At 72.3% G+C, this 4,499-nt stretch carries 3 protein-coding genes and 3 pseudogenes; 3 read left to right on the forward strand and 3 right to left on the reverse strand.

The features are described from left to right. A pseudogene (locus I5E_RS21825) lies at positions 1-288 on the forward strand (hypothetical protein); the annotation flags it as partial. Positions 289-374: 86 nt separating this feature from the next. On the opposite strand, the gene I5E_RS13875 reads toward I5E_RS21825, so the two are convergent. Then, positions 375-902, reverse strand: coding sequence for a hypothetical protein (locus tag I5E_RS13875; RefSeq protein WP_022907514.1), 528 nt, complete (start codon positions 900-902; stop codon positions 375-377). Between the two features lie 118 nt (positions 903-1,020). On the opposite strand from I5E_RS13875, the gene I5E_RS13880 reads away from it, so the two are divergent. Continuing rightward, positions 1,021-1,923, forward strand: coding sequence for a LysM peptidoglycan-binding domain-containing protein (locus I5E_RS13880; RefSeq protein ID WP_031262756.1), 903 nt, complete (start codon positions 1,021-1,023; stop codon positions 1,921-1,923). 91 nt (positions 1,924-2,014) lie between these two features. On the opposite strand, the gene pgi is transcribed toward I5E_RS13880, so the two are convergent. Both pgi and I5E_RS13890 read right to left on the reverse strand, forming a co-directional pair. Beyond that, positions 2,015-3,724 carry a glucose-6-phosphate isomerase gene (gene pgi, locus I5E_RS13885; protein WP_022907516.1) on the reverse strand — a complete coding sequence of 570 codons (1,710 nt, stop codon included), beginning with the start codon at positions 3,722-3,724 and terminating at the stop codon, positions 2,015-2,017. A gap of 256 nt (positions 3,725-3,980) precedes the next feature. Beyond that, positions 3,981-4,301 (reverse strand): annotated as a pseudogene (locus I5E_RS13890) (heavy metal translocating P-type ATPase); the annotation flags it as partial. Between I5E_RS13890 and I5E_RS26495 the strand changes: the two are divergent. After that, positions 4,216-4,499 (forward strand): annotated as a pseudogene (locus tag I5E_RS26495) (hypothetical protein); the annotation flags it as partial. The pseudogenes I5E_RS13890 and I5E_RS26495 overlap by 86 nt on opposite strands.

Below are 4,499 nucleotides of genomic sequence, written 5' to 3' on the forward strand. Positions count from 1 at the left end.
GCGCGGCGCTGCGCCATCGCCGGCAACCTCACCTCGCTCGCGCCGATCGTCCTCGCGACCGACTCCCGCGGCAACGACCTCGGCACGATCGCCGGGCAGCTGGTGGACATGGCCTACGCCCGGGTCGACCTCGTCACCCGGCGCGGCGAGTTCGCCGTGCGTGGTGGCATCCTCGACGTCTTCCCGCCGACCGCCGACCACCCCGTCCGCGTCGACTTCTTCGGTGACGAGATCGAGGCGATCAAGGCGTTCTCCGTCGCCGACCAGCGCACGACGGACGACGACCTCGGCCGGTAGCCCGAATCCATGTCCTGTCAATCGGTCATACACACGGAATGACGAATGGATGGCTCCGCGAAAGCCCCGGTCAGCGATCACTCGCCGTCGCCGGCGGGGTCGTCGAGCACGTCACCCAGCGACGGCATGTCCGCACCGTGGTCGGTGTAGCGACGGACGGTGCGTCGAGCGGCGGCACTCGCGGCGCCCGAGAGCCGGGGGTTCCGTCGTGCAGCGTCGGCCACGCGTCCAGCGTGCCCGGCGGTCGACAGCAGGATGTTCGCCAGCGCGCGGGCGTCGCCCGGCTCCGGGACCCCCGTCACCGTCCAGGCCGTGCGGACCTGCTCGTCCGGGGTGACCCCGCGACGCGTCCCCATCCGGTGCCAGTCGGACAGCAAGCCCTCGGTGCGGGCGGCGGCACGGTCGGCCTCGCCCGCCCGACGACGCTCGGCGTCGCGAGCGGCGTCGTCGGCCGCTTCGCTCCGTTCGATCCGGTCGACCAGGCCGTCCGCCCGCTTCCGGACCTGCTCGGCACGCTCGCGCGCGACGGCGTCGTCACCGCCGGCCTCGGCGATGCGGGCGGCGTGCGCGGCGGCCGCCGCGGCGAGGATCTCCGAACGCTCCATGCACCGACGGTAACCCGTGCAGCCGACAGCGCCCGACCGTACGTCCACCGACACATCGCCGCACGGGCGACGGTGTGCACGTCCGGCAGTCCGCTACGGTTGAACCCGAGGGGGAGTCATGAAACGAACCGCAGTGGTCGGAACCGTCCTGGTGTCGACCGTCCTGCTGTCCGGCTGCTCGTGGCTGCGCGGGACGGACGGGGCGATCCCCGCCCCGTCCGCCCCGCCCACGAGTGCCTCCCCGACCCCGAGCGACACACCCACCGCCGACGGCGACTCGGCCGCGGACCTCCTCGAGGCCTCCGCGAACCCGCGCACACCGACTGCCGCGCCCACCGAGGCCGCCGCACCGGCACCGACGCTGACGCCCATCCCGGCCGGCACGGTCCTCGCCCAGGGCGACGTCGCGTCCCCGAAGGGCAGCATCCACTTCCACTTCCGTGTCGTCGCCGACGGAGCGGACGCGTTCACCGCCGAGTACTCCGGGTTCACGTCGACGCTGCCGGTCCCCGTCGGGGTCGGGCTGTTCGACCTGCCGAAGGAGGTCGGCGACGGCCTGACCTACCGCGGGGTGGGCGACCACACGCTCGGCGGGCCGACGAGCACGCCCGGCTCCGCATCGGTCCCGCTCACCGGGTCCGGCGTCGAACCGTCGCACCTCGGCACCCTCGTGACGTACTCGGCCGCCCGCCCCGGCCAGGACGTCCCCGTCGAGATCGCCGCGGACAAGGTCCTCGCCGTCACGACCGTGCGGTGGTCGATCCCCGCCCGGCAGACGAACGTGCACCCGGTCGACCACGGTGCCCGCCCGAACGCCACCGGATCGGTGACGGCGGCCGCCGGCGGCGGAGCTCCTGCGCGGTACACCGTGGCGCCCGACGACCTCATCGGCGACGTCGCCGCACGGTTCGGCATCACCGTCCGGGCGCTCGTCTGGCTCAACGAGGGCGTGCAGGTCTTCGGCGAGGACCAGCACCTCTACGAGGGCACCACGCTCAACCTCGACCCGCTCGGCCGCTGAGCCGCGCGGGTCCCGCCGAAGCGCGACCCACCCACGACAGGAGGCGCGGTGCACAACAGGCAACGCGCCTCCTGTCCGTCAGGTGCGTGCGTTACTCGCCGCGCAGCTCCAGGTACTTGGCGATGAGCGCCTTCGTCGAGGAGTCCTGCGCGTCCAGCGCGGCCTGGTCACCGTCGACCGCCGGGGCGATCTGCAGCGCCAGCTGCTTGCCGAGCTCGACGCCCCACTGGTCGAACGAGTCGATGCCCCAGATCGTGCCCTCGGTGAACACGATGTGCTCGTACAGCGCGATGAGCTGACCGAGCACGCTCGGGGTGAGCTCCGGCGCGAGGATCGACGTCGACGGCTTGTTGCCGGTGAAGGTGCGGGCGGAGACGATGGCCTCGTCCGTGGTGCCCTCGGCGCGGACCTCGTCCGCCGTCTTGCCGAACGCGAGCGCCTTCGTCTGCGCGAAGAAGTTCGCCAGGAAGAGCGCGTGCACGTCCTGCCCGGGCTGCACTGCCCCGCCGTCACCGGTCTCGTCCTTGAGCGGACGCGCGGGCTTCGCGACCGTGATGAAGTCGGTCGGGATCAGGCGCGTGCCCTGGTGGATGAGCTGGTAGAACGCGTGCTGGCCGTTCGTGCCCGGCTCACCCCAGAAGACCTCGCCGGTCTCGGTGGTGACGGGCGAGCCGTCCCAGCGGACGCGCTTGCCGTTGGACTCCATGGTGAGCTGCTGCAGGTACGCGGCGAAGCGGTGCAGGTACTGCGTGTACGGCAGGACCGCGTGGCTCTGCGCGCCGAGGAAGTTCGAGTACCAGACGTTGAGCAGGCCCATCAGGACGGGGACGTTCTGCTCGAGCGGCGTCGTGCGGACGTGCTCGTCGATCGCATGGAAGCCCGCGAGGAACTCCTCCCAGTTCTCCGGGCCGATCGCGATGACGACGCTCGTGCCGATGGCGGAGTCGACCGAGTACCGGCCGCCCACCCAGTCCCAGAAGCCGAACGCGTTCTCGGGGTCGATGCCGAACGCCGCGACCTTGTCGAGCGCGGTCGACACGGCGACGAAGTGCTTCGCGACGGCGTTCGACTTCTCGTCGTCGGACGCGTCGGCCAGGCCGAGCCGCTCCCAGAGCCACTGGCGGGCCAGGCGGGCGTTGGTCAGCGTCTCGAGCGTGCCGAAGGTCTTCGACGCGACGATGAAGAGCGTGGTCTCGGGGTCGAGATCAGCGGTCTTCTCGTAGATGTCCGCCGGGTCGATGTTCGAGACGAACCGCGCCTCGAGGCCGGGCTGGACGTACGGCTTCAGGGCCTCGTAGACCATCACCGGGCCGAGGTCGGAGCCACCGATGCCGATGTTCACGACGGTCTCGATGCGCTTGCCGGTGACACCGGTCCACGCGCCGCTGCGGACCTGCTCGGCGAAGGCGTAGACCTTGTCGAGCGTGGCGTGCACGTCGGCGTCGACGTCCTGGCCGTCGACGACGAGCGCCGGCGAGGCGCCCTTCGGACGGCGCAGGGCGGTGTGCAGGACCGCGCGGTCCTCGGTCGCGTTGATGTGCTCGCCGGCGAGCATCGCCTGGAAGCGCTCGGCGACGCCGGTGTCCTTCGCGACCTGGAGCAGGTCGGCGAGGATCTCGTCGGTGACGAGGCCCTTCGACAGGTCGACGGTGAGGTCGGCGGCCTGGAACGTGTAGCGCTCGGCGCGAGCGGGGTCGCTGTCGAACCAGCCGCGCAGGTCCGGGGTGAAGCCGTCGGCGATGCCGGCGAGCTTCTTCCAGCCGTCGGTCGATGTGGGGTCGACGGGAGCGGATTCGGTCACTTGTGGTCCTCCTGGATCGCCTTCAGACGTACGAGCCCGCGGGTCACCGCTGCGCTGCGTCGCGGACCGCCTCCGAGCGTAGTGCGCTCCGGCGGATGGTGTGCGCCGTCGGACAGGAGGCGCGGGGCACGTTCGCTGTGCGCGTCACGGGGCGAGCGGCGCGAGCGCGTCCGCGACCGGGCAGGCCCGGGCGACGCGCCAGGCGCGTCCGGCCCGCAGGTGGCGACGTCGCGGGCCGTGCGCGGTGGCGGCGCGGTCAGGACTCGGGGGTGAAGCGGCGGAGGCGCAGGCTGTTCGTCACGACGAAGACCGACGAGAACGCCATCGCCGCGCCCGCGAGCACCGGGTTCAGCAGCCCCGCCATCGCGAGCGGGATCGCCGCGACGTTGTACGCGAACGCCCAGAACAGGTTGCCCTTGATCGTGCGGAGGGTCGCTCGCGAGAGCCGGATCGCCTCGGCCACCACGGTCAGCCGACCGCTCACCACCGTGATGTCGCTCGCCGCGATCGCGGCGTCGGTCCCGGCGCCCATCGCGATCCCGAGATCGGCCGCCGCGAGGGCCGCGGCGTCGTTCACCTGCTACCGGCATCCGGACCGGCAGAGCTTCGTGCTCTGCCAGCGCTGCGGGCGGACGATCTGCCCGGAGTGCCAGACGCCGGCCGCGGTCGGGGTGCACTGCCCTGAGTGCGTGCGCGAGCAGCGTGCGCAGTTCCAGGCGAACCGTCGGGCGTCCGGAGGCCCCAGCGGGCTGACGGTCGCCCGGCGGCGTTCGCC

It is taken from the genome of Curtobacterium sp. B18 (assembly GCF_000333375.1).
GTDB lineage: Bacteria > Actinomycetota > Actinomycetes > Actinomycetales > Microbacteriaceae > Curtobacterium.